The organism is Roseomonas fluvialis (genome assembly GCF_022846615.1).
In the GTDB taxonomy this organism is placed as follows: domain Bacteria; phylum Pseudomonadota; class Alphaproteobacteria; order Acetobacterales; family Acetobacteraceae; genus Neoroseomonas; species Neoroseomonas fluvialis.
Genome location: NZ_AP025637.1, coordinates 3,441,413 through 3,467,133 on the forward strand (window position 1 = coordinate 3,441,413; position 25,721 = coordinate 3,467,133).

Annotated in this window: 19 protein-coding genes; 6 read left to right on the forward strand and 13 right to left on the reverse strand. The window is 71.5% G+C overall.

Features of this window, described 5'->3' with window-relative positions:
* Positions 1–71 precede the first annotated feature (71 nt).
* The 4 genes from tssH to MWM08_RS16675 all read left to right on the forward strand — a co-directional run bounded on the left by tssH (position 72) and on the right by MWM08_RS16675 (position 4,393).
* Entirely contained in the window at positions 72–2,744 is a 2,673-nt protein-coding gene (gene tssH / locus MWM08_RS16660; RefSeq protein WP_244407625.1) for a type VI secretion system ATPase TssH, read from the forward strand.
* Between the two features lie 74 nt (positions 2,745–2,818).
* A complete protein-coding gene (locus MWM08_RS16665) occupies positions 2,819–3,301 on the forward strand; it encodes an Hcp family type VI secretion system effector (protein ID WP_244407626.1) in 483 nt (160 codons plus the stop codon).
* Between the two features lie 95 nt (positions 3,302–3,396).
* On the forward strand, positions 3,397–3,909 hold the full coding sequence (locus tag MWM08_RS16670) for a type VI secretion system tube protein Hcp (protein ID WP_244407627.1): 513 nt from the start codon (positions 3,397–3,399) through the stop codon (positions 3,907–3,909).
* A gap of 16 nt (positions 3,910–3,925) precedes the next feature.
* Positions 3,926–4,393 (forward strand): Hcp family type VI secretion system effector, encoded by a 468-nt coding sequence (locus tag MWM08_RS16675; RefSeq protein ID WP_244407628.1) that lies wholly within the window; start codon positions 3,926–3,928, stop codon positions 4,391–4,393.
* A 30-nt stretch (positions 4,394–4,423) separates the two neighbouring features.
* On the opposite strand, the gene MWM08_RS16680 is transcribed toward MWM08_RS16675, so the two are convergent.
* Genes MWM08_RS16680 through tagH form a run of 6 tightly spaced genes read right to left on the reverse strand, consistent with a single transcriptional unit; the run spans position 4,424 to position 14,860 of the window.
* Positions 4,424–5,137, reverse strand: a complete 714-nt coding sequence (locus MWM08_RS16680; RefSeq protein WP_244407629.1) for a PP2C family protein-serine/threonine phosphatase — start codon at positions 5,135–5,137, stop codon at positions 4,424–4,426.
* Entirely contained in the window at positions 5,134–6,555 is a 1,422-nt protein-coding gene (gene tagF, locus MWM08_RS16685) for a type VI secretion system-associated protein TagF (RefSeq protein ID WP_244407630.1), read from the reverse strand. The genes MWM08_RS16680 and tagF overlap by 4 nt, the downstream gene beginning before the upstream one ends.
* Positions 6,534–10,004: a type VI secretion system membrane subunit TssM gene (tssM, locus tag MWM08_RS16690; protein WP_244407631.1), complete on the reverse strand. Its 3,471-nt coding sequence runs from the start codon at positions 10,002–10,004 to the stop codon at positions 6,534–6,536. Before tssM ends, tagF begins: the two co-directional genes overlap by 22 nt.
* 2 nt (positions 10,005–10,006) lie before the next feature.
* Positions 10,007–11,440 carry a type VI secretion system protein TssL, long form gene (tssL, locus tag MWM08_RS16695; protein WP_244407632.1) on the reverse strand — a complete coding sequence of 478 codons (1,434 nt, stop codon included), beginning with the start codon at positions 11,438–11,440 and terminating at the stop codon, positions 10,007–10,009.
* A 34-nt stretch (positions 11,441–11,474) separates the two neighbouring features.
* The gene (gene tssK, locus MWM08_RS16700) at positions 11,475–12,812 is read right to left on the reverse strand and encodes a type VI secretion system baseplate subunit TssK (protein ID WP_244407634.1); all 1,338 of its coding nucleotides are present in this window, start codon (positions 12,810–12,812) and stop codon (positions 11,475–11,477) included.
* A 26-nt stretch (positions 12,813–12,838) separates the two neighbouring features.
* Positions 12,839–14,860 carry a type VI secretion system-associated FHA domain protein TagH gene (gene tagH, locus MWM08_RS26440; protein ID WP_279323209.1) on the reverse strand — a complete coding sequence of 674 codons (2,022 nt, stop codon included), beginning with the start codon at positions 14,858–14,860 and terminating at the stop codon, positions 12,839–12,841.
* A gap of 407 nt (positions 14,861–15,267) precedes the next feature.
* On the opposite strand from tagH, the gene hemN reads away from it, so the two are divergent.
* The gene (gene hemN / locus MWM08_RS16715; protein ID WP_244407636.1) at positions 15,268–16,617 is read left to right on the forward strand and encodes an oxygen-independent coproporphyrinogen III oxidase; all 1,350 of its coding nucleotides are present in this window, start codon (positions 15,268–15,270) and stop codon (positions 16,615–16,617) included.
* 6 nt (positions 16,618–16,623) lie between these two features.
* On the opposite strand, the gene MWM08_RS16720 is transcribed toward hemN, so the two are convergent.
* The 4 genes from MWM08_RS16720 to MWM08_RS16735 form a co-directional block, all read right to left on the reverse strand.
* Complete coding sequence (locus MWM08_RS16720; RefSeq protein ID WP_244407637.1) at positions 16,624–16,995, reverse strand: response regulator; 372 nt, start codon at positions 16,993–16,995, stop codon at positions 16,624–16,626.
* A gap of 145 nt (positions 16,996–17,140) precedes the next feature.
* Entirely contained in the window at positions 17,141–18,352 is a 1,212-nt protein-coding gene (locus tag MWM08_RS16725; RefSeq protein ID WP_244407638.1) for an MFS transporter, read from the reverse strand.
* Entirely contained in the window at positions 18,349–19,473 is a 1,125-nt protein-coding gene (locus MWM08_RS16730; RefSeq protein WP_244407639.1) for an alpha-hydroxy acid oxidase, read from the reverse strand. The genes MWM08_RS16725 and MWM08_RS16730 overlap by 4 nt, the downstream gene beginning before the upstream one ends.
* A gap of 15 nt (positions 19,474–19,488) precedes the next feature.
* Positions 19,489–20,358, reverse strand: coding sequence for an isocitrate lyase/PEP mutase family protein (locus MWM08_RS16735; protein ID WP_244407640.1), 870 nt, complete (start codon positions 20,356–20,358; stop codon positions 19,489–19,491).
* Positions 20,359–20,446: 88 nt separating this feature from the next.
* On the opposite strand from MWM08_RS16735, the gene MWM08_RS16740 reads away from it, so the two are divergent.
* Positions 20,447–21,838 carry a M20/M25/M40 family metallo-hydrolase gene (locus MWM08_RS16740; RefSeq protein ID WP_244407642.1) on the forward strand — a complete coding sequence of 464 codons (1,392 nt, stop codon included), beginning with the start codon at positions 20,447–20,449 and terminating at the stop codon, positions 21,836–21,838.
* A gap of 4 nt (positions 21,839–21,842) precedes the next feature.
* Here the strand turns inward: MWM08_RS16740 and MWM08_RS16745 are convergent, their stop codons facing one another.
* Genes MWM08_RS16745 through otsB form a run of 3 tightly spaced genes read right to left on the reverse strand, consistent with a single transcriptional unit; the run spans position 21,843 to position 25,700 of the window.
* Positions 21,843–23,210: an alpha,alpha-trehalose-phosphate synthase (UDP-forming) gene (locus tag MWM08_RS16745; protein ID WP_244407644.1), complete on the reverse strand. Its 1,368-nt coding sequence runs from the start codon at positions 23,208–23,210 to the stop codon at positions 21,843–21,845.
* Entirely contained in the window at positions 23,195–24,991 is a 1,797-nt protein-coding gene (locus MWM08_RS16750; protein ID WP_244407645.1) for a glycoside hydrolase family 15 protein, read from the reverse strand. Before MWM08_RS16750 ends, MWM08_RS16745 begins: the two co-directional genes overlap by 16 nt.
* A complete protein-coding gene (gene otsB, locus MWM08_RS16755) occupies positions 24,978–25,700 on the reverse strand; it encodes a trehalose-phosphatase (RefSeq protein ID WP_244407646.1) in 723 nt (240 codons plus the stop codon). The genes MWM08_RS16750 and otsB overlap by 14 nt, the downstream gene beginning before the upstream one ends.
* Positions 25,701–25,721: the final 21 nt, after the last annotated feature.

Sequence of the window (25,721 nt, forward strand, 5' to 3'; positions counted from 1 at the left end):
ACGCCCCCTTACCGTCCCGCTCGCGGACGGACCGCCGTGCCGCGTATCAAGCAAGATGGGGTGCGTCCGGCATGGTGGCGATCGACCTGAAATCCCTCGTCGGGCGCATGAACGCGCTCACACGCCGGCAACTCGAGGCAGCGGCCGGGCTGACGCTGTCGCGCACGCACTATAACGTCGAGATCGAGCACGTGCTGATGAAGCTGGTCGAGACCAGCGGGTCGGACGTCGCCGCCGTGCTGCGCAAGGGCGGCGTCGATGCCGGGCGCGTCGCGAACGAGATCACCCGCGCGCTCGACAAGTTCAAGACCGGTAATTCGCGCGCGCCGTCGCTTTCGCCCGATATCGTCACCTGGCTGCGCGAGGCCTGGCTGCTGACCAGCCTGGAATCGGGCGCGCCGAAGATCCGCTCGGGCCACCTGCTGGCTGCGCTGCTGAACGACGAGACGCTGGGCCGCACGGTCAAGGAAAGCGCGCCGTCGCTGCTGAACCTGCCGGCCGACGCGGTGCGGCGGAACCTCGGCGAGATGGCCGAGGGCAGCGAGGAAGCCGCCGAGGCGGCGAACGAACCCGCCGGCGGCGGCGCCCCGGGCGCAGCGGCGTCCGGCGAGGCGCCGCGTTCAGGCGGGCCGCTGGACCAGTTCTGCACGGAGTTGGTTGCACAGGCCAAGGCCGGCAAGATCGACCCGATCCTCGGTCGCGACGGGGAGATCCGCCAGATGGTGGATATCCTGACCCGGCGGCGCCAGAACAACCCGATCCTCACCGGCGAGGCCGGCGTGGGCAAGACCGCGGTTGTCGAGGGCTTAGCGCTGCGCATCGCCGAAGGCGACGTGCCGGACGCGCTGAAGGGCGTGAAGCTCTACTCGCTGGACATGGGCCTGCTGCAGGCGGGTGCCGGCGTGAAGGGCGAGTTCGAAAATCGTCTCAAAGGTGTCATCGACGCGGTGAAGTCCTCGCCGACGCCGATCGTGATGTTCATCGACGAGGCGCATACGCTGATCGGCGCCGGCGGCGCGGCCGGGCAGAACGATGCGGCGAACCTGCTGAAGCCCGCGCTCGCGCGCGGCGAGATGCGCTGCATCGCCGCCACCACCTGGGCGGAATACAAGAAGTACTTCGAGAAGGACGCCGCACTGACCCGCCGCTTCCAGGTGGTGAAGGTGGAGGAACCGTCCGAACCGCTGGCCTGCGCCATGCTGCGCGGCCTGGTCGCCACGCTCGAGAAGCACCACGGCGTGCGCATCCTCGATGAAGCGATCACCCAGGCGGTCAAGCTCTCGGCGCGCTACATCCCGGCCCGCCAGCTGCCCGACAAGGGCGTGTCGCTGATCGACACCGCCTGCGCCCGCGTGGGCATGAGCCAGGCCTCGATCCCCGCCCCGGTCGAGGACCGCCAGCGGCGCCTGTCGCTGATCGACACCGAACTCGGTGCGATCGCGCGCGAGGAGGCGACCGGGTCGAACCACGAGACGCGGCGCGTCGCACTCGAACAGGAACACGCCAAGGTCTCCGCCGAACTGGCCGAGGTGATGAACCGCTGGGAGGAGGAGAAGGCGCTCGTCGCGAAGATGCGCGACATCCGCCACCAGATCGAGGTCGCGGCGGTGCCGATGCCCGGCCCCGATGGCAAGCCAGCCGAGCCGGTGAATACCGAGGCGCTGAAGGCCGAGCTGACCGAAGCCGCGGCCGCTCTCAAGAAGCTGCAGGGCGAGGAACCGCTGGTCTTCCCGGTGGTCGATGGCCAGGCGGTGGCGGACGTGGTCGGCACCTGGACCGGCATCCCGGTGGGACGCATGGTCTCGGACGAGATCCACACGGTCCTGAAGCTGAAGGACCACCTGATGGAGCGCGTGGTCGGCCAGGACCATGCACTGGATGCGATCGCGCAGGCGATCCGCACCTCCCGCGCTGGCCTGACGGATCCGCGCAAGCCGATCGGCGTCTTCCTGATGGCTGGCACCTCCGGCGTCGGCAAGACCGAGACGGCGCTCGCGGTGGCCGACCTGCTCTATGGCGGCGAGCAGAACATGACCACGATCAACATGAGCGAGTTCAAGGAGGAGCATAAGGTCTCCCTGCTCATGGGGTCGCCGCCCGGCTATGTCGGCTACGGCGAAGGCGGCGTGCTGACGGAAGCGGTACGCCGGCGCCCGTATTCGGTCGTGCTGCTCGATGAGATGGAGAAGGCCCATCCCGGCGTGCAGGACGTGTTCTTCCAGGTCTTCGACAAGGGCGCGATGAAGGATGGCGAGGGTCGCGACATCGACTTCCGCAACACCGTCATCATCATGACATCGAACGCCGGCACCGACACCATCGACAAGCTCTGCGCCGACCCCGAGATGGCGCCCGAGCCCAACGAGCTGCGCGAAGCGCTGATGCCGGACCTGCTGAAGTCCTTCAAGCCGGCCTTCCTCGGGCGCACCAACGTGGTGATCTACTATCCGCTGCCGCCGGAGATCCTCAAGAAGATCACCGGCCTCAAGCTGCGCAGCATCGGCAAGCGGCTGAAGGAAGCCTACAACGTGCCGCTCGAAGTGGACGACGCGGTCGTGGATGCGATCGTGGAGCGCTGCAAGGAGGTGTCCTCCGGCGCGCGCAACATCGACAACATCCTCAGCCGCACGGTGCTGCCGGAACTCTCGGCGCGCATCCTCGCGCGCCTGGCGGACGGGCATGAAATCCTTCAGGTGAAGGTGGGCCTGAACGATGACGGGTCGTTCCGCTACGACGTCGCCTGAGCTATAGAATTGCTCACCAGGAAGCGGCAGCGGGTCGCTTCTCCGGGGGCAGGATTGGGAAAGGGAAAACGCAGATGCCTATCGTGATGAAGTTCCAGGGGATCGACGGCGAGAGCACCGTCGAAGGCTTCGAAAAGTACACGCTGCTGTCGTCCTTCGAGTACGGCGTGGGCCGCCGCATCTCCTCGGCACGCGGCACCTCGACCCGTGAAGGTGGTGACTCGAACCACAGCGAGACCATCGTGCGCAAGAAGACCGACGGCACGACGGTGAAGTACTTCGAGGAAGCCTGCACCGGCAAGCTGAACAAGGAAGTCGAGATCGCCTTCCTGCGCACCGGCAATGGCCAGTCGGAGGAGTACCTGAACTTCAAGATGGAAGGCTGCGGCGTGTCCGGCCTGTCCTTCAAGTCGGCCGGCGGCCAGGACGCCCGCCCCGAGGAAGTGCTGCACCTGAACTTCGACAAGATCACCATCAAGTACAACCCGATCGGCGACGACTTCAGCGGCAACCCGGCGAGCTACGGCTGGGATCTCGCGAAGGCGAAGAAGCTCTGATCCGGTTGGCGCCGGGATCGACCCGGCGCCTTGCGGCAAAGCCATCCTGTGCCGCCCGGCCCGTCCGGGCGGCACAATCCTGAGAAGGGTGTGCGATGAGCGACGCGTCCGACAGCACGATCTTCCTCTCCTACGACAGCGTCACCGGAGAAGTCTCGTTCAACGACGGTGGCGTGGAGGCCGGCCCGGGAACCAACTGGGTCCAGCTCACCCAATGCATCCTGCGCGCCGATCTGAACGTGCAGGGCCGCGTCATGAGCGGCGGCAATATCAGGAACGTCGACTTCGGCGGCGAAGCACCGCCACTGAAGATCGTGAAGCGCACCGACGCCGCGACCGTGGGGCTGATGCGCGAGATGCTCGGCACTCCGGGGCTGCGCAGCGCCGTCGTCACCTTCGTGCGCACCGACACCGACGGCCCGGCCGAGTACCTGCGCTACGAGATGACAGGCTGCAGCATCGTCGGCTTCGAGTTCGCCAGCTTCGGCGACAACCGGTCTCATGAGACCTTCGAGATTCTCTACAAGCGACTCACCATCAAGGCCTACGCCGGGACGGACGGCGCGAAGGGTGCGCAGGCCATGGCCGTCCTGACGAACGGGAGCTGACGCCATGCCGGTCCTGATGTCGGTCGACGGAATCCAGGGGCCTGGCGTGATCCCCTCCTACGAGGGCTGGCTTCTGCTGAGCAGCTTCAGCTGGAGCGGTTCGCGCGGGACCGGCAAGCGCATGGACCGCCATGGAGTCATGGGTGTGTTCGTGGTCGCGCCGCAGTTGAAGGCCGTGAGCGTCGCGCGCTCCGCCGACATCGTGACGCCGCTGATCTGGCAGCTGATGCTGACCAACACCAAGAAGACCGTGAAGTTCGCCTGGCTGCGCACGGGCTCGGACGGGCTCACGCCGTTCCTCGAGATTACGCTCACCAAGGCCCTCATCACCGCGATGGGCGAGAGCGCGACCCTAGGCGAGCCGTCCGAGACGATCACCTTCGCCTACGACGAGGTCGAGGCCCGCGTGGTCAACGTGGGCAACAGGCTGACGGGCCCGCAGGACGTGGTCAGCTACGTCCTGTCGCAAGGGTCGCGCATCTGACGCTCCGACGCGGCGGCCGCGGCGCGCCCCTCAGGGCGTGCAGGTCACCGCGATCGCACTGACATTGTCGCGCGCGCCGCGGCCCACTGCTTCGGTCACGATCGCCTGCGCGTCCCCGCCGGCGCCGACCATGGCGCCGATCTCGGCCTCCGACATGGTCTTGAACAGGCCATCCGTGCACAGCAGGTAGCGGTCGCCCTCGATGATGCGGCCGGACACCTTGTCGAGTTCCAACTCGCCCTGTGCACCGACGGCGCGGGTGATGACATTCGCCTGCGGGTGGCTCTCGGCCTCTTCCTCGCTCAGGGTGCCCTGGTCGACGAGTTCCTGCACCAGCGAGTGGTCGCGCGTGACGCGCGCCAGCGTGCCGCCCCGCATCATGTAGCCGCGCGAATCGCCTGCCCAGAGCATCGCGAAGTGCTCCCCGCGCGCCAGCATGACCACGACGGTCGAGGCCAGGATGCGCCCAGGGCCGCGCCGCGCCGCTTCCTCCTGGAGGTCCTGGTGCACGGCCGTCAGCTTCAGGCGGACCTGCGCCAGCAGTTCCGCCGCCGGCAGCCCCGGCGCGATGGTCCCGAGCGCGGCGACGATCGCCGCCGAGGCAACGTCCCCCGCACCATGCCCGCCGGCGCCGTCGGCCACGGCCCACAGCCCGATATCGGGCCGGTCGAGCAGCGCATCCTCGTTGCGCGGCCTGACCGCGCCGGGATGGGTGGCAGCGTGGGAGATCAGGCGCCAGGTCATGCGGCGGCTTCCAGCAGGTATGCGAAGTCGGCGGGGTCGGGCAGGCCCGGCACGGGCCAGACCATGGGCGGGACATGCGCACCGCCGCGGGTCCACCAGCCGCCACCCTCGGGCGCCGGCGGGGCCGGGACGACGACGGATGCGGCATCGGCGGGCGCGGGCGGATCGGCCCAGGCGGTGCCGGCCATGCCGGGCAGCAGGTCTGGACCGTCGGCGGGGGGCGGGCCGGCATCGGCGCCGGGCAGGCCCGCGAGGCTGGCGGGAGCGTCGTCGGGCAGGCCAGGCGCGGCCCAGGCCGTTGGCGCCGGCTCATCGCCCGGTCCGGCAGCGCCGATCAGGCCCGACAGGGTGCCGTCATCGGGCGGCAGAGGTGTGTCCGGGTGGTCCGGCGGCGCTGCGTTGGCGGGCGGTTCCGCCGCGACGCCGATCAGGCCCATCAGCGTCCCGTCCGGGTCAGCTGCGGTGCCGGCCGGCGGCACCACCGCGCTGCCGATCAGCCCGGCGAGCGTGCCGTCCGTATCGCCGTGCGGGAGGGCGACAGGCGACGAGTCGTCATCCGCCCACGCCGTCGAAGCCTCGTCATGCCCGGATTTCAAATCGCCCAGCAGCCCGGCCAGTGTGCCGTCGGCCTCGGCCGGACCTTCGCCGGGTTGCGGCGGCATCCAGGGCGCGAGGCCCTCCGCCACACCCTGCGGTGCCGTGGCGTCCGGCGTGGTGGGTGGCCAGTCCGCGGTGCCGGGCGCGGCGCCGATCAGGCCGGACAGCACGCCGGCCTCGGCCGCGGCCGGCGGCGGCGCGGCGGCCATCAGGAAGGCTAGCGCATCGGCATCACCGGAGGCGGGCGCGGCCGGTCCCGGGCCGCCTTCCCCGCCCAGCAGGACCAGCACGTCCTCGGTGCCCGCCGGGCTGGCGGCCGGTGCCCAGGCATCGTCCGGCGCTTCGACGTCGTCTGCGCGCAGCGCGATGGCCGGCAGTGCGAAGGTCGGCGCCAGGATGGGCGCGCCCGGCAGGGGCAGCGCCGCCGACAGCACATCGGCATCGGCCAGCCCGGCGCGACCAGCCAGGGCCGCTGCTTCGAGCGCATCGAACCAGGCGGCGTCAGGCGGCGGCGCACCTGGCGGCAGCAGCGCCGCGAGCGTGATGGGGAAGCGACGGCCGACCTGATCCTGGCTCGGCAGCATCACGCCGGCCACGGGGTCGGGGCCGCTGGCGCCCGCCGGCAGGGCGAAGCGCCAAGCCGGCGCACTGTCCCACGCAGCTTCCCAGTGTGGGCCGAGCCTGTCGCGCGCCGCGGCGATGCCGGCCGCGAGCCAGGCGTCCCACGGGCCGACGAAGCTCGACGGCAGGCCGCGGCGCACGAAGTCACCGTGCGCCGGCACCTTGCCATACAGGCCCGTCAGGGGGCGAGCGTCGGGCATCGGAACTGCGCCAGTTCGGGCAGGCCGAAGGGATGCTGGGCGCTGCCGGCACGGAGTTCGAAGTCCATGCTGCGTTCGCCCTGGACCACCCGTAGCCGCATCCGCTCCCGTGTGTTCCCGATGGCGGCCAGCGTCGAGTTGCGCCGCATCACGAGGCGCATCGCCGACCAGGCACCGTCATAGGCGAGCGGCCCGATCGAGGCCGGCGGATCGAAGGACAGCGTCAGGTTGCCCCGCGCCGGCCAGGACAGCGCGATCGGCCGGGCCGCACCGCCCTGCGTGATCTCGGTGCGGGTGCCTTCGAATTCGAGCGTGGCGGACAGCGCACCGGGGTCCATCCCGCGCGGCACCAGTTCGAACCGCAGGCCCAGCGACGACGCGGCCGGGAAGAACGCCATGCGGATCGCGACCGCGCGCTGGAACTGCATCAGGTCGGCCGCGCTGATCGGCGGCGGCAGGCCATCGGTCGCCATCGGCCGCCAGGGCGTCTGGGTCGTGTCGACGTATTGCCGCACGTTCTGCGTGAAGAACTGGTCGAACACGCCGCCCGGGCCGAACAGCCGCATGAAGTCGTCGACCGGCAGGTCGTCGCCGTTGATGTTGAAGGGGAAGCGCTGGTCGAGCCCGCGGCAGAACGGCGCCAGTTGCTGCGCCGCCGCTGCCGCCAGCGCGGCCTTGGCCCCACCGCCGCGCGCAACGTTGGTCGCCCCCACCATGGCGTTCAGCCAACGGCTGAGCGGCTGCGGCTGGCGTGCCGCCTCCGCCTGCAGCCGCTGCCCGGGGTCGAGCCCCGCGGCCTGCGCCGGCACCGTGCCGGGCGGCGCGGTGGCCAGGCGCTGCACCTGCACGAACAGGTCGTTGACAATGCGCAGCACACCGTCGATCGGGTCCCCGGCGGAGGCGCGGAGCGCCTCGAAGCGCGGTTCGACGATCGCGGCCACCGGCTCGGCACCTGTGGGTTCGGCCGGCTGCGGCGGCTGGCCGGCGGCGGGTGCCGGGCGCGGCTGCCGGCCGGGCGGTGCCCAGCCCTGCGGCGGCGTGCCGACTGTCACCTGCCGCGCGATCGCGCGCAGCAGGTCCTTCATGGGCGAATTCGGCGCGCCCAGCAGGTTCAGGGCCTCGGCCTGCTGGGCCAGGGCCGGCGGCAGGGGTGCGAGGTTCAGGTCGTCCATCATCGCCTGCCACTGCCGCGCATATTCCTGCGCGTAGAGTTGCAGCACGGATTGCTCGAGCGCCGCCGGGTCGTCGGTGCCGAGGTTCGCCCCTTCGGGCCCAAGCACCCAATATTCGGCGACACCCTGACGCACCGACTGGCCGAGCACCGGCAGCAGCCCGCGATACAACCCGTCGATGGTGTAGAGCGCGGGCACGCCTTCAGTCAGCGGCGCACCGGACGCCCGCACGAAATATCGCTGCCCCGCCTGGCCCAGCGCATCGGCCGGCCGCCACGGCTGGATGTTCGCCGCCGTCGCCGCGGTCTGCAGTCGCGAGAAGACGCGGTCCGCCAGCGGCAGGCGCGAGAAGATGCGCCGCGAGGCATCGACCAGCGCGCCATCGACCGGATAACGGTGGTACCGGCCCGCGACGGTGGCGTCGAGGTGCGCGGCCAGCGCATCGCGGATCGGCTGGTTGACCGCGCCGGGGAAGGCGCGGAACCAGTCTCGGATGAACCAGTTCTTCACCAGTTCGAGGTCGAGCGGCCCTTCCTGGCCAAGCATCAGGTAGGCGCGCGTCGCGTCGTACAGCTCGTCAGGCCGCTGGAAGCTGGTGCGCATGGCGTCCTCGAGACGCGCCAGCAGCCGCGGCAGGAAGGAGCGATCCAGCGCGCGGCGATAGGCGGCGGAGGCACCGGCCTCGAGCTTCTCGCCCTGGCTGAGCCCGAACAGCGGCCCGTCGCCCTGCGCCGCCGGCGGCAGGCCGCGCGCGGCGTCCATGTAGGGCAGGATGCGGCGGAACTCGGCGTCGGTGATGCGTTCGAAGGGTACGCCCTGCGCCGCCTGCTCGGCCTTGCCGACCTGCTCTGCGAGCCGCGCGGCGCGCGACTGCTCCTCGCTCCAGGCCGACCAGCCATAAAGGCCGCCGCCGGCGACCAGCAGACCGGCGATCGACCAGGCGGCGATCGCCACCTGGCGGCGGCGCTTGTCGGCCTTGCGGTCGCCCGAGGCGAGCCGCGCCTCGTTGAACACCACGTCCTTCAGCAGCTTGCTGATGAAGTAGGCGCGGCCCTTTTGCTGCATGACGGAAGCGGGGCGCTTCGGATCCAGCCCGAAGGACCGCGACAGCGCGCCCGCCAGGCGGTCGAGCGGGCTGCCCTCCTGCGTGCCGGAGGTGAAGTACACGCCGCGCAGCATCGGCGCAGGATCGAGGCGCGTGCCCGCGAAGGCGGCCGTGACGAAGGCCGCGAGCGGCGCCTCGAGCGAGGCGAACTGCGCCGGGAAGCCGGCCAGCGCGGCGCGCTGCTGCGGCCCGCGTTCCTGCTGCAGGCGCTCGATCACGCGGTCCTGCAGGCGGCCGAGCAGCAGCTGGAATTCCTCGGTGAACTTCGACGCCGCACCGGCCTCGCCGGCCACCTCGGCTGGGAAGGTGAAGCCCCAGACCTGCTCACGCGCGGTCTTGTCGAGGTCGTCGAAGAACTCCATGAAGCCGGCCAGCAGGTCCGACTTGCTGATCATGAAATAGACCGGCAGGCGCTGCCCGAGCTTGTCCTCGAGCTCCTTGATGCGCCGCCGCACGCTGCGCGCGTGCTGTTCGCGTTCGGCCGGGCCCAGGCGCGAGATCATGTCCACGCCGAAGGTCACCAGCACGCCGTTCAGCGGCAGGCGCGGGCGCGACTTCTTGAGCAGCGTGAGGAAGCGTTCCCACCCGGCCTTGTCGGCCGCGGCATCGGAATCCTGGCTGGTGTAGCGCCCCGCCGTGTCGATCAGCACGGCATTGTCGGACAGCCACCATTCGCACAGCCGGGTGCCGCCCACGCCCTGCAGCTTGCCGCCGTCGCTCAGCGGGAAATCGAGGCCCGAATTCGCCAGCGCGGTGGTCTTGCCGGAGCCCGGCGGGCCGATGATGACATACCAGGGCTGTTCATACAGGAAGCCGCCCTTCTTGCCGCTGCTGGCCTTGAGGCGTTCCATCGCGGCGGTCAGGCGGTCGCGCAACTCGCCTTCTTCCTCCGCTGCGCGGTCCGCGGCGGGGTCCGGTTCGGCGATGCCCTGCACCAGCAGCGCGTCGCGCCGGCGCCGCCGGCGGTCCGTGAAGAACACGAAGGCGAGGCACAGCACGAACAGTGCCGCGCAGACGATCATGCGGTTGATCTCGGATTCGAGCGGGCGGAAGCCCCCGAGATGCAACATCGGCCCGAACAGCCAGACGATCGGCGTCAGCAGCGAGACGGCGAACAGCGCGGCCAGCGCGCGTCCGGTGACGAACGGACGGATGACGGTGAGAAGTTCCATCGTCAGCGTGTCCCTCGCAGCAGGATGACCTCGATGCGCCGGTTCGCCTCGCGCCCTTCGGCGGTGCGGTTGTCGGCGATCGGCTCGGCATCCGCGCGGCCTTCGGTGGTGAAGCGCGACGCATCGCCCGTCGCGGCCGAGATGACCGCGGCGGCGGCCTCGGCCCGCGCGGCCGAGAGCTGGAAATTCGACGGGAAGCGCACGGTGCGGATCGGCTGGTTGTCGGAATGGCCGATCACCTGCACGCGCCCCGGTTCAGTGCGCAGCCCCTGCCCCACCCGCTGCAGGATCGGGACGAAGCGGGGTTCGAGCGTGGCGGAGCCGGAGGCGAACATGCCCGTGCCCTTCAGGCGCACGGTAATGGACCGCCCGTCGCCGAAGACTGTCAGCAGTCCCTGGTCGATCTCGGGCTTCAGGAATTGCTGCAGCGTGGCCAGGAAGTCGGGTGGCGGCGGCGGGACATTGGCGGGCGGCGGCGGCGGCGGCGCGGGTGGGCGCGGCGGCGCGGGGCGCACGATCTCGGGGAAGGCGCCGGGCGGCAGCGCGGCCATGCGCGCATAGAGCCCGTCGGAGTTCTCGTTCATGGCATTCGCCAGCCACGCATAGCCCATGCCCAGCGCGAAGACCGCCACGCAGGCCGCGACCCAGGCCGGGATGCCGCGGCGCGGGCCGCGATGCGGCGCATCCACGCCCTTCCAGTGGGGCGACAATTCGCGTTCCCACGGCGCGCGCACCTGCACCAGCAGCTGATACAGCCCCTCGCGGATGCGCTCGAGCTCCGAGGCCCCGCGCGGCGAAAGCCGGTAGCGCCCCTGGAAGCCCAGCGCGAGACAGAGGTAGGCGACCTCGAGCGCGTCCTTCCAGCGCCCGGGGTCCTTCTGCATGCCGGCCAGCACGTCGAAGAAGCGGTCGCCCGACTTCACTTCCTGGTGGAAGGTCGCGACCAAGGACTGCACCGACCAGACGCTCGCCTGGCCCCAGTTGTAGGACAGCACCACGTCATCGAGGCTGGCGCACAGGATGTAGTGTGCCGCGCGCACCTGCTCGGCGCTGATGCCGAGGTCACGGGCATCGGTCTCGAACTGCCGGAAGGCGCGCAGCGCGCGCTCGCGCAGTTCCTCGCCCTGCGGCGGTGCGGTCATGCCCGCGTTGGACAAGCGGCCGAGCAGGTCGAGCAGCGGCTGCGCGGCGGCGGCGAGCGGGCCGATGCCGATCTTGGGCAGGGCTTCGGCCTCGCCGGCCAAGCGCGGGGCGGATTCCGCGCGCCCGGCGGGGGCGACGCCGGCGCCGGTGGGCAGCGCGCCATAGCCGCCGACCGGCGGCGGCGGGCGCTGGCCCGCGGGGGCGGCCGGCACCGGGCGCGGCGCCGCACCCCCCGGGCCGCGCACCACCGTGCGGTCGCTGTCGTCGGGTTCGGCGAAGGGATTGTCGCTCATGGCGCGCGGTCCTTCGTGTCAGGGCGGGGCGTGGTCATCCGCGGATCGCCCAGAGTTCGAGCTTGAGGCTCGGGAAGTCGCCCGAGACATGGATGGCGAAGGCGCCGGAATTCTGCATCTGCGCCCAGTGCGGGCTGCCGCGGTCCAGTTCGAAATAGACCGCCGCCGCGTGGAACGGGATCTGCCGCGGGGCGACCGGCAGCGGACGCACCTGGATGCCGGGAAGTGCCACGTTGACGAGTTCGCGGATGTGTTCGACCGCGCCGATCTTGACCTGGTTGGGGAAGACGCGGCGCAGCTGCTCGCTCGGCAGGTCGGCCTGCACGGTCAGCACGAACTGGCTCGCGCGCAGGATGTTGCGGTCGGTGATGGGGCCGACGCGCACGCCGAACTGGCGGTCCTGGAGCGGGATCGAGACGGCATTGGTTTCCAGCACCATCGACAGGCTGCGCCGCAAGTCTGCCACGACCGGCGCGAAGGACCTCTGAAGGTCTTCATGGCGATACGCCGGATAGGTCGCGGCCATGCGCTTGGGGTCGGTGAAGGTGGCCAGCTCACCGGCCAGCTGCACCAGCGCGGCATAGAGCGCCTCCGGGTGGACGTTGCCGGCATCGGCCCAGTGCGCGAGCAGCGGCTGCCAGCGATTCACCGCCTGCAGCAGCAGGAAGTCCGCCACTTCCGCGACACCTCGCGCGCCGGGCTGCGACAGGCGCGCACCGAGCGCCTCGGCGCGCTGGCCCAGCATGCCGACCAGCTCGCCCACCAGGTTCGCCAGCGGCGGCGTGGCCGACACGCGCAGGCAGGGCGGGATGAAGCGGTCATCCACCACGACGCGGCGATCGGCCTGTACTTCCACCACGCGGGTCAGGCCGATGGTGTTGAAGCCGGCGCGTTCCTCCGTTTCCAGCATGAAGCGCAGGCGGGGGCGGCCGACCTGGAGTTCGGCCGGCACGGTCGCGTCGGAATGCGTGTCGAAGGCTTCGAAGCCGCGCATGCCGAAGCGTGCCGCCGCCATCTCGGGGCCTTCGGAGAAGGCGATCTCGGGGCTGCCCGGCTGGCGCACCGGCAGCGCCAGGTACACCACGCAGTTGCGCGTGCCCTCCGGCAGGTCGAGCGGTGTCGGCTGGTCGGCATGGCCTGGCACCGAGAACGGGGTGCCGTCCTCCATGATGCCGGTGGCCGAGGCGATGGCGAACTTGCCCGCCGCCAGCAGGTCGCGGTCGAGCGACAATTCCATGATGCCCCAGGGATGCGGGCGCAGCGGTGCCGCCCGCGCCTGCAGCATCCATTCGAAATGCCGGTCCTGCTGCTGGAAGTGCTGGGCGCGGAGGAACATGCCCTCCTGCCAGACAACCTTGTCGTACCACAGCATCCGCGAAGTGCTCCCCTGCCCCGGCCCTAGCGGTCCTTGCGCGACGCCTGTTCATAGGCGCGCGCGAATTCCTTGCCGAAGGCGCTGTCGAAATCGTCGTCGAATTGTTCGGTGACCTGCTGGTGGAGCCGCTTGTAGGCCTCCCACAGCTTCTTGTCCTTGCTGGCGAACAGGCCACCGCCGCCGCCTTCCTGCGTCTCGAGGCCCTCGGGCGCCAGTCGCGCCAGCAGCGCGCGTGCGGCGGCCTGGGTCGCCGCCAGCGTGGCGACCTGGTGGGCGGTCAGGTCCTCGACCGTCTCGCGCACCGCGCGGGGGCCCACCTGCGGCCCGGCGGTGAGCAGCGAGGCCAGCGCCTGTTCGTCCGATGCGGCGAACTTCACCGGGTTGTTGCCGGCCGATCGCAGCATGGTCTGTTCGATGCGGAATTCGCGCTTCACGTCGGCGCGCGCGATCAGCAACTGCCGCAGGCCGGAGATGGCCGCGTGGAAGGCCGCGCCCAGGGCGCGCAGCGCCGCGTCGGGGTCGGCATTGGCGGCGAGGTTGGCCGGCAGCCCGGCGCCGGCCAGAAAGGCGGCGAGCCCGGCCTCGTTGCCGCCACCGCCAGCGTAGGCGGCCGATGCGGGTGCGGGCGGGGGTGCCGCGCGCGGCGGCGGCGGGGGCGGCGCCGGCGGTTCGGCGAAGGGATCGGCCGCGGCGGGCGCTGCGGCGCGCGGCGGCGGTTCGGCGAAGGGGTCGCTATCCGGCGCCGCGAAGGGTGCCGCGGGTGGCGCGGCAAAGGGCGCCGCAGGCGGGGGCGCGAACGGCGCCGCCGGCGGAGCCATGGCTGGCGCCGCCGGCGGGGCCATGGGCGGTGGCGGCGGCGGGGCCGCGAAGGCCGCAGGCGATGGCACCGGCGCGGCAGCCGGCATGGCGAAGGGGTCGGGCCCGCCCGGCGCGAAGGGGTCCGGCGCGGGCTGCGCGGTGAAGCCCGCCGGCGGCGGGGCGGCAGGTGGCGCGGCGAAAGGGTCTGGCGCGAAAGGGTCGGCCGGGCGCGGCCCAGCGGGCGGCGGCGCGTAGGCGGCGGGCGGGGGTGCCGCCGGTTGCGGTGCCGGCGCATAGGCGGCCGGAGGCGGGGCATAGGCCGGCGGCGGCGGCGCGGCCGGGGTGGGCGGCGCGGCAGGCGCGCCGCCGCCGAGGTCGAAGTTCCAGTCGTCGGGGATCTTGCCCGGCCCGCCCGCGGGTGCGGCGGGCGGCGGCGGCGCCATCGGCGCGGCCGGCGTGGGGCTCAGGTCCCAACTGTCCGGGATGGCCGAGACCTGCTGCATCGGCTTGGGCGGCAGGAAGGCGTCGGAGGTCGAGGGCCGGTGGTCCGGCATGGCCGGCCCCTCGTTGAAGGGGTCGAAGTCCGCGGGCATGCCGCTGGCGCTCGGCAGGCCCGGCATGCCCGCGGCCGGCGGGCGCGCGCCCAGGAAGGGGTCGCCGGCGACGCGTGGCTGCAGCGGTTCGTCGCGCGGCGGCGGCGCGCCCCAGGGCTGGTCCGTCGCAGCCGCCGGCCAGCCGCCCGAGGCCGGCGGCGCGGCATCCCAGCCACCGCCGGGCGGCGCGCTGCGCGCGGGCTCCCAGGCATTGCCGGCGGGTGCGGCCGGCGCAGCGCCCCAGCCGCCGGGTGCTGGTGCCGCATCCCAGCCGCCGGTCGCGGGCGGCGGCGCCGCGGCGGGCAAGCCACCACCCCAGGCGCCCGACTGAGCCGACGCCTGTTCGACACGGATCTCGATCTCGTAGGCGCCCAGGCGCAGCCGGTCGCCGTCCTCGAGCATCTTGACCTGGTCGCGCCCGACCGGCGTATCCGCGTGGTTCACGAAGGTGCCGTTGGTCGACAGGTCGCGCACCTGCCAGCCGCCACCGCGGAATTCCAGAACGCAATGGTGCTTGGACAGCAGCCGGTCCGGGTCGGGCAGCACCCAGCCGGCATCCGCGCCGCGGCCGATGATGTAATCGCCGCCGGGCACGCGGCGCTGTTCGGGCACCACGCTGTCGGGGCAGCGCAGGACGCTCAGGGTCAGTTCCATCGGAAGGCTCCTGCGCAGGAGGGCCGCCCACCGGGGGCGGGGGTTGCGCGGCGACGGCAGGCAAAGCGGGCGGTCATCGGGTGCAGCATAGCCGCTGCGGACCCTTCGCGGGATGGCGGTTGCGGGTCGTGACCGGCGGCGGCGCCGGGCCGCGCGCGAACAGGCATGGCGCCACGCGGCGCGGGACCAAGCGCCGCGCCGCGCCGTGCATGCACGCGCCCCTGCCGCCATCGCTGGCCGATGCCATCCGACATCCAACCCTTCCTCCGCCCCGGGGGCAGCATAGACGTGTCCGGTGCCACCCTGGAACAGCATGCAGGGTTCCACAATGCTGCCAGATCACGCGGCGGTGTCCCGGCTTGCGCCATCGCAAGGCAGCGCCCTGCCCGGGCCGCCACGATCGGTGCATGACCGATGCCCTCGACCTGCCCGCCGACACCCTGTTGCGCCACGCCGCCACGCCGCTGCCGCGCTACACCAGCTATCCGACCGCGCCGCATTTCGGCCCGCTGGAGGCGGAAACCTACGCCGGCTGGCTGCGCCAGGCCGGGTCCGGGGATGCGCTGTCGCTCTATGCCCATGTGCCGTTCTGCCATGCGCTGTGCTGGTATTGCGGCTGTCATACCTCGGTCACGCGGTCGGCTGCGCGCATCGCCCGCTACAAAGACGCGCTGGCGCGCGAGGCGGCGATGGTCGCGGCGCTGCTACCCGCCCATGCGGGCGTGGCGGCGCTGCACCTGGGCGGGGGCACGCCCACGGCGCTCGGCGCGGCGGGGCTGCTCCGACTGGCCGCGACGCTGCGCGGGCTGTTCGCCTTCCAACCGGGCGCCGAGGTCGCGGCCGAACTCGACCCGCGCACGCTGGGCGCCGATCTGCTTGATGCGTTGGGGGAGCTCGGCCTGACGCGCGCGAGCCTGGGCGTGCAGGACATCACGCCGGCGGTGCAGGCCCTGATCGGGCGAATCCAGCCGACCGCGCAGGTCGAGGCCGCGGTGCGCGGGCTGCGCGCGCTGGGCGTGGCGGGCATCAACATGGACCTGATCTACGGCCTGCCGGCGCAGGGCGTGGCCGAGATCGAGGCCTCGGCCCGATTCGCCGCGGATTGCGGCGCCGACCGCGTCGCGGTCTTCGGCTACGCGCACGTGCCCTGGATGAAGGCGCACCAGAAGGGCATCAAGGTCGCGGACCTGCCCGGCGCGGCGCTGCGCATGCGCCAGGCGGAGGCCGCCGCGCGCGTGCTGACCGATGCCGGCTATGTCGCGGTCGGGCTCGACCACTTCGCGCGGCCCGGGGATGCGATGGCGCGGGCCGCCGCCGCCGGCACGCTGCGACGCAACTTCCAGGGCTATACCACCGACACCGCGCCCTACCTGCTGGGCTTCGGCGCCTCGGCGATCGGTGCAAGCCCCGGCGGCTTCGTGCAGAACGAGGCGGAGGAAAAGCGCTGGCTTGCCGCGGTCGAGGCCGGGCGGCTGCCCGTCGCGCGCGGCCGCGCGCTGAGCGCCGACGACCGCATCCGCGCCGGGCTGATCGAACGCGTGATGTGCGATGGGTTCGTGGGCGTCGACTCGGTTCCGCCGGCCGTGATGGCCGCGGCGGCGCCGCGCATCGATGCGCTGGTGGCCGACGGGCTGGTGGATCGCCGCGGCGCGCGCCTCACCATGACCGCTGCCGGGCGGCCCTTCCTGCGCCACCTGGCGGCCTGCTTTGATGCCTACTTGGCGCCCTCGCCCGCGCGGCACAGCGCGGCGGTGTAGCCGCGCCTATCGCGCGCCGGCGCAGAGCCGGTCGATCGCAACCGTCAGGTCGGCCGGATCATAGGGCTTGGGCAGCACCGGGATGTGCCGCAGATGCGCCGGCAGCCCCGCCGCGCCATAGCCGGTCGCGACCAGGAACGGGATGCCGCGCGCCGAGAGCGCATCGGCGACCGACAGCGAATTCTCGCCGCCAAGGTTGAGGTCGAGCACCGCCGCATCCGGCGGGTCGGCCTTCAGCAGTTCCAGCGCCTGCGAGACGGTGCGCGCCGGGCCGACCACGGTGAAGCCGGCATCCATCAGGGCGTCCTCGACCAGCATGGCGACCAGGGCTTCGTCCTCCACCACGAGGATGCGGCGTTCCGTCGCGGGGCTGCTCATGCTGTGCTGGTTCCCTCGGGTCGCGCCAGGTGTCGGGCCGCGGACGCGCCCCGTCGCGACGCGCCCGGCCTGCGCGCCACGTTTCGCTTCTAGCACGCGCGCGGCACGATGGCAGACAAAGCGGTATTTCGTTACGCCTCGGCGATCACGCTCTCGTGGCCGCCGCGACCGCGGCCAGCGCGGCCAGGCCAGCCATCGCCATCAGCGCGATCGCCATGCGCGGGCCGAAGCCATCCGCCAGCGCGCCCACCAGCAGCACACCGGCTGGCCCCATGCCGATGCAGGTGGTGGTGAGGCCCAGGATGCGCGACCGTGCCTCGATCGGCGCATGCATCATCACCAGGCCGGTCTGCAGGCTGGCGAAGGCGGCGGTGCCCATGCCGCCGAGCAGGAGCAGCGCCACCGCGAGCGGCAGGCTGGGCGCGAGGGCCGCGCAGGTCAGCACCACGAGGAAGCCGGCCGATCCGAGCAGCAGTGTGAGCCGCCCCGGCGGCGCGCCGCGCCGGAACGCCAGGCCGAGCCCGGCCAGCAGCGCGCCGAAGGGCTCGGCGGCCGCGAGAAGGCCGATCTGCACCGGGGTCGCGCTGAAGGCGATGGCACCGAAGGCCGGCAGGATCGCGGTGTAGGAAAAGCCGAAGACGTTCATCGCGATGGTCACGCCCAGCACCAGGCGCAACAGCGGGTGCGCGAGCGCGATGCGCGCCGCCGCGATGACGTCCCGCACCAAATGCCGCGCCTGCAACTGCCGGCGTTCCTGCACGTGCTGCACGCCCGAGACCAGGAACAACGCCACCAGGTAGAGCGTGGCTGCGATGACATAGGCGGCGGTCACACCCACCGTCTGGAAGAAGAAGCCGCCGGCAAGCGGCCCGACCATACGCGTGGTGCTGTTGGTGACGGTGTCGAGTGCGACAGCCTGTACGATGCGCGCGGGCCCCGCGGTCTCGGCGACCATGCGCCGGCGCGTGGCAAGTTCGTTGGTCCAGGCGAGGCCACCCAGCAGCCCGTTGAGGAACAGGTGCCACAGCGCGAGATGCCCGGTCGCGGCCAGCAGCGCGATGACGATGGCGCCCGCCGCGGTCGCCGCCTGGCCGGCCATGAGCAGCGTCTTGCGGTTCAGGCTTTCGGCCACCGCGCCGGCCAGCGCACCGGCGGTCAGCATGGGCAGCGCGCGCGACATCAGCACGAGCGAGACGGCGAAGGCCGATTGCGTGAGCTGGTAGGCGAACAGCCCGCTCACCAGCATCTCGACCCAGCGCATGGAATTGGTCAGCCCACCGGCGGACCACAGCCGGAGGAATGCCCCGTCCGCGAGCAGGTCGCGGATCGGGCTGCGGTCGTGAGCCGGCGCGCTCAATACCCTGAGTCGTCGAGCCGCAGCAGCGGGAAGGCGCTGTGGACATGCGGCATGTTGGTGGGCATGGACGGCGCCACGAAGCCCGGGCCGAGTTCCGCCACGGACGTCACGCCGAGCAGGCCGAGTGCCGAGCGGAACTCGTTCTCCAGGATTTCCAGCAGGCGCACCACGCCGGCCGCGCCATCGGCTGCCAGCGCATAGCAGTACAGCCGCCCGAGGCCGACGCATTCGGCGCCGAGGCACAGCGCCTTCACGATGTCGGTCCCGCGCGAGAAGCCGCCATCGACCCAGACCTTGGCCCGGCCGCCCACGGCCTGCACGACTTCGGGCAGCACCTCGATCGACCCGCGCCCGGCATCGAGCTGGCGGCCGCCATGGTTCGAGACGTACACCACCTCGACCCCGTGCTGGCAGGCGATCAGCGCGTCTTCGCCGGTGCCGATGCCCTTCAGGATCAGCGGCAGCGTGGGGTGCTTGTCCTTGATGCGCTTCACGTCGTCCCAGTTGAGCATCGCCTGGTAGCGCTGCGCGTCGCCGGTGGCACTCGCGCGCCAGGGCTTGGCGAAGCGGCGCACGATGTCGCGTTCGCGCCGCGAATAGATCGCGGTGTCCACGGTCAGGCAGAAGGCGTCGTAGCCGCTGCCGATGGCGCGCTGGATGCTGTCCTCGACCGACGCCGCGTCACCGCGGACATAGAGCTGGTAGATCTTCATGCCCGTGGCCGCGGCCGCGACCTCCTCCAGCCCTGGCTTCGAGACGGAGGACAGCATGATGGGCACGCCGAAGCCGGTCGCACCTTCGCCCGCCGTGACCGCGCCATTGGCACCGACCGCCATGTATTCCAGCCCGCCGACCGGGGCGAGCAGCACCGGCAAGCGCACCTTCTTGCCGAACAGGGTGGAGGAGGTGTCGATGCTGGAGACGTCGCGCAGCACGCGCGGGCGCAGCGCCAGCGCATCGATCCCCATGCGGTTGCGGCGCATGGTGGCCTCGGTCTCGGTGGCGCCGACCAGGTAGTCCCAGATGTTCGCGTCGAGCCGGTTCTTCGCCGCCTTCACGAATTCATGCAGCGCCAGGTACTTCTCCTGGAGCTGGGCGAGGTGGTCGGGATTCACGGGCATGGCGGGTCTCGTTCGTCAGAGGAAGTCGCGGGTCCAGGCGGCGTAGTCGGCCTCGCGCGTGACCTGCTTCATCAGGGCGGGCGGGGCGATGTTCTTGAGCTCGGCGGGCGGGGTTCCCTCGCGCAGCGCGGCCAGCGTGGCGTGGATGGCGGCGACTGCGGCGGCGAAGGGCTGGTGGCCCTGCAGGGCCACGCGCACGCCATGGGCGGCGAGGCGGCCGCGGTCGGACATCGCGGGGGGCGTGCCGCCCAGGATGATCGGCATGCCCTGCGCCGCGGCCTGCAGCGCGGCCAGTTGGTCCCAATCATTCACGCCGGTGAAGAACAGCGCGTCGGTGCCGCAGGTGGCATAGGCGCGGCAGCGGCGCACGGCCTCGTCCAGGTTGACCAGGTTCAGCGCGCTGGTGCGGGCGATGACCGTCAGCCCCGCATCCTCGCGCGCCGCCACCGCCGCGCGCACCTTGCCCAGCCCGGCTTCGAGGCTGAGCAGCCCCGGTTCGCCGGTGCCGTGGCCGCGTGGCAGGTCGGTGTCCTCGATGGTCAGCGCAGCGATGCCGGCGGTCTCGAGTTCCTGCACGGTGCGCATCACGTTCAGCGCATTGCCGTAGCCATGGTCGGCATCGACCAGCAGCGGCGGTGCGCCGCCGCGGCAGATGCGCCGCGCCTGGTCGGCGAATTCGCTGAGCGTCAGCACGATGATGTCGGGTGCGCCCAGCACCGTCAGCGAGGCGACGGACCCGGCAAACATCGCCGCCTCGAAGCCGAGGTCGGCGGCGATGCGCCCGGCGATCGGGTCATGGACCGAAGCGGGATGGATGCAGGCCGTGCCTGACAGGATGGCGCGAAAGGACGCGCGGCGGGCTGCCGTGCTGGCTGGACGATCCATCCCGGGGTTCCTCGGTCTTGTGGCGCGCAGTCTGCAACCGGGCGCGACAACGGTCTAGGCTGGCCCCGGACATGCGAGGGATGCACGGATGAGCGACGTGGTGGCCGAGCGCCTGGTGGCGCGCAAGGACGAGATCCTGGAGCGGCTGATGGCGCTGCTGCGCCTGCCCAGCGTCAGCACCGATCCGGCCTATGCGGCCGGGATGAAGGCGACGCGGGACTTCCTGATGGCGCGGCTGACCGAGGGCGGTGTGCAGGATGTCCGCCTGCTGGATGGCGGCGGCCACCCGGCCATCACCGGCGTTTGGAACGGCGCGCCGGGCAAGCCGACCCTGCTGATCTACGGCCATTACGACGTGCAGCCGCCCGACCCGCTCGACCTGTGGCACAGCCCGCCCTTCGAACCGACCATCCGCGACGGGCGGATCTATGCGCGCGGGGCCTCGGACGTGAAGGGATCCACGCTGATCGCCATCGAGACCGTTATCGAATTCATCAAGGCCGGCGGCTGCCCGGTGAACATCCGTTTCTTCCTGGAGGGCGAGGAGGAGATCGGCAGCCCGTCGCTGGGCGCCATCATCGACCGCTTCCCCGATGCGCTGGTGGGCGATGCGATGATCTCGGCCGATGGCGGCCGGGCCAGCACGACGCTGCCCACCATCAGCGTGGGGTCGCGCGGGCTCACGGCGCTGCGCTTCACGCTGCGCACCGCCGCGAAGGACATGCATTCGGGGCGCTATGGCGGCGCGGTGCGCAATGCGAACCATGAACTCGCGCGGCTGGTGGCCTCGCTGCACGATGCGGACGGACGCATCGCGGTTCCCGGCTTCATGGAATTGATGCCCCCGGTCAGCGCGCGCGATGCCGCGGACGCGGCGGCGCTGCCGGTGGACGAGGCCGCCTTCTATGGCGAGATCGGCGCCGCACCCTATGGCGATGCGGGCTTTTCCGTCCGCGAGCGCATCACGCTGCTGCCCACCATCGAGGTGAACGGCATGTGGGGTGGCTATATCGGCGCCGGGTCCAAGACCGTGCTGCCCTGCGAGGCACATGCCAAGCTGACCATCCGGCTGGGCCCGGGCATCGACCCGCTGCGGGCGCAGGCGGTGGTGCGCGACCACCTTCTGGCCACCGCCGCGCCGGGCACGACGCTGACCTTCGAGGATGCCGGCGCCGGCACGCCCGCCTTCACGCTGCGCGAGGGCCATCCGTTGCTGGAAGCGGCCGAGACGGTGATCCGCCGCACCCGCAACCGCGCCCCGGTGCGCGCGCGCGCCGGCGGCACCATCCCGATCACGGCCATTTTCAAGGAACGCCTGGCGCTCGACACCATCACCTTCGGCTTCGCGATGCCGGACGAGGACGTGCATGCGCCCAACGAGTTCTTCCGGCTGGCCTCGCTGGAGGAAGGCCTGCGGTCCTGGCCGCTGCTGCTGACGGAACTGGGGAAGGTCAGCCCGCAGACGCTGCGCGCAGGGTGACGGTTCAGGCCGCCAAGGCCTGGGTGAAGACGTCGCAGTAGCGCGCCGAGGTCACCTCGAACACCGCGCGGCGCAGCGCCGCGTGGCGTTCCTGGCGTTCCTCCAGCGGCATGTCCAGCGCGGCGTTCATGGCGTCCGCGATGTCGTCCGGGTCGTAGGGGTTCACCAGGATCGCATCCGAGAGTTCCTCCGCCGCGCCGGCGAAGCGCGACAGGATCAGCACGCCCGGATCGGCGGGGTCCTGGGCGGCGATGAATTCCTTCGCGACCAGGTTCATCCCGTCGCGCAGCGGCGTGACGAGGCCGATCCGCGCGATGCGGAACAGCCCCGCCAGCTTCGTGCGCGGAACCGTCTGCGTCATGTAGCGCAGCGGCACCCAGTCGAAGCCGGAGAACCGCCCATTGATGTCGCCGGCGAGGCGATCCAGTTCGCGCCGCAGCGCCTGGTATTCCGCCACATCCTCGCGCGATCGGGCGGCGATCTGCAGCATCGAGACGCGCCGCTGGTGCTGCGGGTAGCGCGCCAGCAGCCGGGCGAAGCCTTCGAAGCGATTGGGCAGGCCCTTGGAATAATCGAGCCGCTCGGCGCTGATGGCGAGTGCGCGGCCGACCAGGCTGTCGCGCACGCGCTGGATGTACACGGTGCCGGCGGCGCGGGTCGCGACGCGCGCGAAGCCCGAGGCGTCGATGCCGATCGGGTCGGCGATGGCGCGCACGCGGCGGCCGTCCTCGGTGACGACTTCCTCCTCCTCCACCGCGAAGCCACTGAAGCGGCGCGCGCAGTCCAGGAAGTCTGCCAGGTGCGTACGCGTCTGGAAGCCGACCACGTCATAGGCGCACATGGCGTGCAGCAGGTCCCGCGCTGGCGGCAGCGCCTCGAGCACCGAGGGCGGCACGAAGGGGATGTGCAGGAAGAAGCCGATGCGTCCCTTGAACCCCGCGGCGCGCAGCGCGGCGCCGAGCGGGATCAGGTGGTAGTCATGCACCCAGACCGTGTCATCGGGCTTCAGCAGCGGCAGCAGCGCGGCGGCGAAGGCATCGTTCACCGCGCGGTACCCGGCGAAATCCTCGCGCGTGTAGCGCATCAGCCCAAGGCGGAAATGCAGCAACGGCCACAGGGACGAATTGGCGAAGCCGACATAGAAGCGGTCGTAATCCTCAGCGCCGAGGTCGATCGTCGCATAGGTGACGCCGTCGCCCTCGACGATCTCCGGGTTGGTCGAAGTCTCGGGGCTGACCTTGCCGGACCAACCGAACCACAGGGTGCCCGGGGCGAGGAAGGATTGCAGCGCGACTGCCAGCCCGCCTGCGCTCGCGGCTCCCTTGGCACGCGGATCAGGGACGCGGTTGGAGACGATTACGAGGCGCGCCACAGCCCCTCCTCCCACGATCGCGACAGGCGCATGGCCGACAGGATCAGCCCGACCTGCGAATAGGTCTGCGGGAAGTTGCCCCACAATGCGCCGGTCGCGGGGTGGACGTCCTCGGCCAGCAGCCCGACATGGTTGCGCCAGGCCAGCGCGCGTTCGAACAGCGCGCGGGCTTCGTCGCGCCGGCCGATGCGCGCCAACGTGTCGATGTACCAGAAGGTGCAGACCAGGAAGCCCACTTCGGGCGTGCCGAAGTCATCCGCGTGGTCGTAGCGCAGCACGATGCCGTCGCGCACCAGGCGTTGTTCCAGCACCTCGACCGTGCGCAGGAACATCGGATCGGTCGCGCGGATCAGGCCGACTTCAGGCAGCAGGAAGGTCGAGGCATCGGCGACAGGGTCGCCGCTGAGAACACCGGAGATCCAGCCGCCGCCATGATCCGTCGCGGCCACCAGGATGCGCTGGCGCAGGCCGTCCGCGCGATGTTCCCATTCCTGCGCTTCGGCCCCGAGCCCGAGGCGCGCGGCGATGGCGCCGAGCCGATCGAGCGCCGCCCAGCACATCGCCGCCGAATGGGTATGGGCCGCGGCGCGCCCGCGATACTCCCAGAGCCCGGCATCGGGCTCGAAGGCCGCGCGTTCGGCGTGCCGGCCGATATCCGCGAGTTGCCGATACAGCGCGAGGTCGCCCGGGCGCGACAGGCGCTGGTCCCAGAACATCTGCGTCGCGGTCATGACGATCGCGCCGTAGCTGTCGTTCTGCACCTGCGTCACCGCGGCATTGCCGATGCGCACCGGGCCGTCCCCGCGGAAGCCAGGCAGCGCGGTGGCGATGCGCTCTGCCACCTCGGTGCCGGGCGCGATCGGGAACAACGGCGGGATCGGGCCGTTCGAACCGTCAGGCACGGAATCCATGATGAAGCGGAGGAAGCCTTCCATGGTCCGCGTCGCGTTCAGCCGGTTCAGCGCGCCCACGGTGAAGAAGGCATCGCGCAGCCAGCAGAACCGGTAGTCCCAGGTGCGCCCGCTGCCGGGTGCCTCGGGGATCGACGTGGTCAGTGCCGCGACGATGCCGCCGGTATCTTCGAAGGAACACAGCTTCAGCGTGATGGCGGCGCGGATCACCGCGTCCTGCCAGTCGAAGGGCAGGTTCAGCCCGCGCACCCATTCGAGCCAATAAGACTCGGTCTCGGCGATGGTGTTGCGGGCGACGGTGTCGGGGCTCTCGGGCAGGCTTTCATCGGCGCCCAGCACGAGGGAGACCGGGCGGTCGAGTGCGAATTCCGCTTCCTGCGCGACGTAGGTCAACGGCGCATCGGTGGTCAGGCGCAGCACGGTGTCCGCGCTGAAATAGCGGATGTGGTTGCTGCCGATGCTGTGCCGGCCGGGGTCGGCACCGTGGTCGAAGGATGGGCGGACACGGATGGCGATACGCGGCCGCCCGGCCACCGGTTCGATGCGCCGGACCAGCATGGGCGGTCGGTACATGCGCCCGAATCGGCGGAAGCGCGGTGCCAGGTCGATCACGCGCACCACGCCGCCGGCGGCGTCGGTCAGCAGGGTCTCGACCACCGCGGTGTTGCGCAGGTAGCGCTGCCGCGCATCCACTTGGTCGCGCAGCACGATGTCCATGAAGCCGCGCGCAGGGTCCTTGCCGCCCAGCAGCGCGTTGAACACCGGTTCAGCGTCCAGGCGCGGGAAGCAGAACCATTCGTGGCGCGCATTCGGCGTGATGAGTGCGGCGACCGCGCAGTTGCCGATGACGGCGAGATCAAGGGGCTGCATGGCGGGCCTCCGGCTGCGCCAGCCAGGCGCGCACCTGCGCCGGACCGCCGTGGAAGTCGCGCCCGACATGCAGGCCGAGGCCGCCCAGCGCGCGCGCGGCCTCCATCCCGTCCTCATCCGTCACGTCGTCGCCCACGAAGACCGGGCGGCGCGCATGGAACGGCGCGGCCTGCATCAGCGCACGCACGGCGCGCCCCTTGGTCGCCACGCGCGGGCGGATCTCGAAGGCCATGTGGGCAGGCATCAATGTGAAGTCGTCGTCATGACCTCGCAGCAACGCGAGCAGCACGTCGCGGGTTGCGTCCTTCCATTGCGGCGCAGCGCGATGATGCAGGACCAGCCCATGCGGCTTCGTCTCGAGGATTACGCCGGGCCAGGTGGCGATCTCCGCGGCCAAGCGCGGCGCCCAGTCCGCGGGCATGGCGGGGATGGTGTCGATCGTGCGGATGCGCCCCGCGCCGTCGCGCAGTTCCGCGCCATGGCCGAAGCCGCCCGGCAGCATCAATGGCGCGAGCAGCGTATCGGCGACGTCACGCGCGCGGCCGGTGACGATGGCGACCGCGCCGCCCAGGCGCTGGACCAGGCCTTCAAGCGTCGCGATCAGGCCGGTGGGAACGACGACCGCATCGGGCCTGGGTGCCAGGTCGAGCAGCGTGCCGTCGAGATCGAGGAAGACCGCCCAATGGTCCTCGATTGCGGGGATGGCCATCCAGGTCATGCCTCCGGATCT

Excerpts from the sequence above, each read along its gene's own strand:
- hemN (WP_244407636.1), top strand. The coding sequence starts at position 15,268 with ATGACCGATGCCCTCGACCTGCCCGCCGACACCCTGTTGCGCCACGCC.
- MWM08_RS16675 (WP_244407628.1), top strand. The coding sequence starts at position 3,926 with ATGTCGGTCGACGGAATCCAGGGGCCTGGCGTGATCCCCTCCTACGAG.
- MWM08_RS16730 (WP_244407639.1), bottom strand. The coding sequence starts at position 19,473 with ATGCCCGTGAATCCCGACCACCTCGCCCAGCTCCAGGAGAAGTACCTG.
- tssL (WP_244407632.1), bottom strand. The coding sequence starts at position 11,440 with ATGAGCGACAATCCCTTCGCCGAACCCGACGACAGCGACCGCACGGTG.
- tssK (WP_244407634.1), bottom strand. The coding sequence starts at position 12,812 with ATGCTGTGGTACGACAAGGTTGTCTGGCAGGAGGGCATGTTCCTCCGC.
- MWM08_RS16735 (WP_244407640.1), bottom strand. The coding sequence starts at position 20,358 with ATGGATCGTCCAGCCAGCACGGCAGCCCGCCGCGCGTCCTTTCGCGCC.
- MWM08_RS16680 (WP_244407629.1), bottom strand. The coding sequence starts at position 5,137 with ATGACCTGGCGCCTGATCTCCCACGCTGCCACCCATCCCGGCGCGGTC.
- tagF (WP_244407630.1), bottom strand. The coding sequence starts at position 6,555 with ATGCCCGACGCTCGCCCCCTGACGGGCCTGTATGGCAAGGTGCCGGCG.
- otsB (WP_244407646.1), bottom strand. The coding sequence starts at position 25,700 with ATGGCCATCCCCGCAATCGAGGACCATTGGGCGGTCTTCCTCGATCTC.
- MWM08_RS16670 (WP_244407627.1), top strand. The coding sequence starts at position 3,397 with ATGAGCGACGCGTCCGACAGCACGATCTTCCTCTCCTACGACAGCGTC.
- tssM (WP_244407631.1), bottom strand. The coding sequence starts at position 10,004 with ATGGAACTTCTCACCGTCATCCGTCCGTTCGTCACCGGACGCGCGCTG.
- tssH (WP_244407625.1), top strand. The coding sequence starts at position 72 with ATGGTGGCGATCGACCTGAAATCCCTCGTCGGGCGCATGAACGCGCTC.
- MWM08_RS16720 (WP_244407637.1), bottom strand. The coding sequence starts at position 16,995 with ATGAGCAGCCCCGCGACGGAACGCCGCATCCTCGTGGTGGAGGACGAA.
- MWM08_RS16750 (WP_244407645.1), bottom strand. The coding sequence starts at position 24,991 with ATGCAGCCCCTTGATCTCGCCGTCATCGGCAACTGCGCGGTCGCCGCA.
- tagH (WP_279323209.1), bottom strand. The coding sequence starts at position 14,860 with ATGGAACTGACCCTGAGCGTCCTGCGCTGCCCCGACAGCGTGGTGCCC.
- MWM08_RS16740 (WP_244407642.1), top strand. The coding sequence starts at position 20,447 with ATGAGCGACGTGGTGGCCGAGCGCCTGGTGGCGCGCAAGGACGAGATC.
- MWM08_RS16665 (WP_244407626.1), top strand. The coding sequence starts at position 2,819 with ATGCCTATCGTGATGAAGTTCCAGGGGATCGACGGCGAGAGCACCGTC.